Origin of the sequence: Mesorhizobium sp. M7A.F.Ca.CA.004.12.1.1 (assembly GCF_003997835.1) — a bacterium.
Classification (GTDB): Bacteria; Pseudomonadota; Alphaproteobacteria; order Rhizobiales; family Rhizobiaceae; genus Mesorhizobium.
The window spans coordinates 1-2,917 of record NZ_RZRK01000759.1; the positions used below are offsets into that span (position 1 = coordinate 1).

Here is a 2,917-nt window from a genome sequence, read left to right on the forward strand (position 1 = left end):
CGTCGCTCGCGGCGATCTCCAGTTCGATCTCGGGATAGGCCCGGCAGAACGACGCGATCATCGGCTCCAGGATCAAGGGCACGACGGCGCGGGGTACGGACAGGCGCAGCAGACCGGTCGGCCGCCGGCCGATGTCACGCACCGCCTCGCCGGCCGCCACAAGTTCTTCGAAAGCAGGGCCGGCACGGTCGAGGAACCGTTGGCCAGGCTCGCTCAAGCCGACACTCCGCGTTGTGCGAACGAACAACGCCGCACCCATGCGTGTTTCCAGCGCGCGCACCGCCTGGCTCACGGCGGACGGTGTCACGCCGAGTTCCGCTGCGGCGCGGCGGAAGTTGCGGTGCCTGGCGACGGCCAGGAATGCCTCGACGCCCTCCAGCGCTCCGTGCCGGACTGTGTAGTTCTGCTTCATGGGTTGTTGTGATTACAGCGGATGGTCGAATTATGGAAGCGGGCTTAGTAGGTCGGTCAAGGTAGTCCGCCAAGGGCTGCCCTGCGTCTCACGCGGTGTCGGAGGTCGCATGAACCAGTTTCGAGAGAGGCCAGATGTCAACCGAGGTCGTGTTCCAAATCCATCTTGTTCTGGGCTATGTCGCGTGGCTGCTTTGCTTCGCCGTATACGGTTTGCCGTGGCTCAGGTCTATGGACCGGGTCGCGACGCAACGCGCTGTCGCCACTCTGCACAGCTTCCGCTTCTTCGGGCTGGTCTTCCTCGTTCCGGGTGTCGTCGGCCCCGATTTGCCTGCCGGCTTTGCCGTGTTTGCTGCCTACGGCGACCTCATAACAGGAGTGCTGGCCATGCTGGCGCTGGTCACGGCAAGGATACCTCGGATCTTCTGGGCGCTCGTCGTTGCCTTCAATCTGGTCGGGACTGTCGACCTCGTCGTAGACTATTACCACGCCATCCAGGTCGGCCTTCCCCAGCGTGCGGGCGAACTGGGCGCCACCTACGCGATCCCGATCATCTACGTGCCGCTGCTGATGATCACGCACACCGTCGCGCTCTATTTTCTGGTGCGTCCTCCGCAAGCCGCGACTTGACCTGTCGCAGACTAATCCTTTGCCGCCGCCCTGATGTCCAGCAGACCGTAGCCGAAATCATTGTCGCGTCCCTTGGGGCCGAGATCCCTGGCCGTCGCCGCGAGCGCCTTCTCGATGCCGTCGGCCGTTCGACCGGGCGCGGCGTGGATGAGATTGGCGATGGCGCCGCTCACGATCGCCGCCGCAAACGAGGTACCGGTGACCACGTCCGAGCCGGCGCCGCTCGGCGCCACCATCTCGACGCCAGGCGCCGAGATGAAGACATAGGCGCCGCGATTGGCCTGCGGCATCAGCCCGTCCTTGGCATCAGTGGCGGTGACTGCGATGACACCATCGAAAGCCGCCGGATAGCCATAGGGCGCCTTCGGCCCGTTGTTGCCGGCTGCGGCGACCAGCACCATGCCGAGTGCGCGGGCATTGCGGCAGGCGACGCCGAGCAAATCGTTCTTCGGCCCGACGAAGCTCATATTGATGATGCGCACGTCCTGTTCCGCCGCCCAGTCGAGCGCCGACAGGATGACGTCCATGGTCGACTTGCCGCCCTCGAAGGCGCGGGCGTGATAGATCTTTGCGCCCGGCGCCATGCCTTCCAGCACGCCGACGCCGGCGATCAGCCCGTCGATCGACGTGCCGTGATCGCGCTTTTCGATCGGCACGTCGGGCATGGCGTCGAACTGCCCGGCAATGACGCCCGACAGCGCCGGGTTGGTGTCGTCGATGCCAGTGTCGATCACCGCGATGCGGACGTTTTCGCCGCTGGCCTGCTTGGCATCGAGCGCGATACGATCGAACGCATAGTTGACGATGCCGGCGGCCTGCTGCAGCGAATAGACATGGTTGGGCTCGCGCCGCTGGGTGCGGCCGTCGGCGGCCAGTTGCGCCAGCACGACGCCGACGGGCCGGCCGTCGGGAATGCCGAAGCGCACAAGCGTGGTGCCAAGCAGAAGCGACTGGCGCTGCGAGCGCACCTGCAGGCCGAAAGAAGCGGCGATCTGCTGGACGGCGCCGGCATCGCCGTCGACGGTCACCAGCACCTCGTCGGGCACGAAATCGCCGACCACCGCGCGCGGCGGCTGAACGGCAATGAGATCGGTCGGCGAGACGATCGGGCCACCGGGCGGGGGGCCGGCTTGGTTATCGGCAGGCGGCGTCGCGGGTGCCGGCCGTGGCGTCGGCACAGGGGTCGGAGGCGCCGCCGGGTTAGGAAACAGGTCGACGATCAGCGCCGGCAGGAAGACGGCGCCGGATTGGCCTGCGTCCGATCCGCCCTTTGTGTCGCTGCCATCCTTGGCGCAGTCGGCTCCCGCCGCATTGGTCCCATCGCCGCAGTCGATTTGCGTCCGATCAGGATTGGCGCTGCTGGTCTGCGCCGACGCGGGCACGGCGATCGCCATCGCCGTCGCAAGCACTGCCGCAAATCGAATGACCGCCTCAGCCGCCATCAACCGGTTTCCTTCCCTCGATCACAGTTTCCGCGAAGGGCTGGGCGGCAATGAGGCCGATTTGCTTGGTGTAGTCGGCTGCGTTGGCAGCCGGGATGCCAAGCCGGAACACGCCGTCGGCGGTCGGTCCGCCGACGATCTTCATGCCGTTGCTGCCGAGGAAGGCGGATATGTCCGACATCCTGGCATCCGGCTTGAACTTGACCAGCGCGAACGGCATTTTCGCCGGATCGTTTTCCGCGCCGGCAATCTCGAAATCATTGCCCTTGCCGCCGGGTTCGACAAACGACTGCACCATGACCAGGGCCAGCAGAACCGCGGCTGCCGCCCAGGCGACACCGACCGGCACCGCCATGAAGCGGCCCCAGGCCTGCGCCAGCCAGGACGATCCTGCCGGCTTGCGCGCAGGCCTGGGGCCGCTTCATGGCGGTGCC

General features: G+C 66.4%; 3 protein-coding genes and 1 pseudogene. 1 reads left to right on the forward strand and 3 read right to left on the reverse strand.

Features of this window, described 5'->3' with window-relative positions:
• The coding region (locus tag EN984_RS29030) for a LysR family transcriptional regulator (protein WP_127384141.1) at positions 1-412 on the reverse strand (412 nt) is incomplete at its 3' end.
• A gap of 134 nt (positions 413-546) precedes the next feature.
• On the opposite strand from EN984_RS29030, the gene EN984_RS29035 reads away from it, so the two are divergent.
• A complete protein-coding gene (locus EN984_RS29035; RefSeq protein ID WP_127271222.1) occupies positions 547-1,041 on the forward strand; it encodes a hypothetical protein in 495 nt (164 codons plus the stop codon).
• A gap of 11 nt (positions 1,042-1,052) precedes the next feature.
• Here EN984_RS29035 and EN984_RS29040 read toward each other — a convergent pair whose 3' ends face one another.
• Both EN984_RS29040 and EN984_RS29045 read right to left on the reverse strand, forming a co-directional pair.
• Entirely contained in the window at positions 1,053-2,483 is a 1,431-nt protein-coding gene (locus EN984_RS29040) for a S8 family serine peptidase (RefSeq protein WP_127372148.1), read from the reverse strand.
• Positions 2,473-2,904: pseudogene (locus EN984_RS29045) on the reverse strand (anti-sigma factor); the annotation flags it as partial. The gene EN984_RS29040 and the pseudogene EN984_RS29045, both read right to left, overlap by 11 nt.
• Between the last annotated feature and the right edge of the window lie 13 nt (positions 2,905-2,917).